1 protein-coding gene is annotated in these 225 nt (G+C 64.4%); it reads right to left on the bottom strand.

The genetic code is table 11. The features are described from left to right. Positions 1-51 precede the first annotated feature (51 nt). On the bottom strand, positions 52-225 hold a 174-nt coding region (locus tag BN358_RS23615; RefSeq protein ID WP_157593432.1), incomplete at its 5' end, for a type II 3-dehydroquinate dehydratase.

Consider the following 225-nt stretch of genomic DNA (forward strand, 5'->3'; position numbering starts at 1 on the left):
CCCAGGTGGGTGATCTGCATGATGCTCCTTCGGTCGGTCGGTGTGTCCCGGTCAGGCCGGGGCTGACGAAGAGCTGAGCCTGTCGATCGCGTAGCTCATCGCCATCGTGTACCCGAACGCCCCGAACCCGGTGAGGACCCCCACCGCAAGATCGGAGAGGAACGAGTGACGACGGAACTCCTCGCGGGCGTGGACGTTGGAGATGTGCACCTCGCAGAACGGGAT

Origin of the sequence: Sedimentibacter sp. B4 (assembly GCF_000309315.1) — a bacterium.
In the GTDB taxonomy this organism is placed as follows: Bacteria; Bacillota; Clostridia; order Tissierellales; family Sedimentibacteraceae; genus Sedimentibacter; species Sedimentibacter saalensis.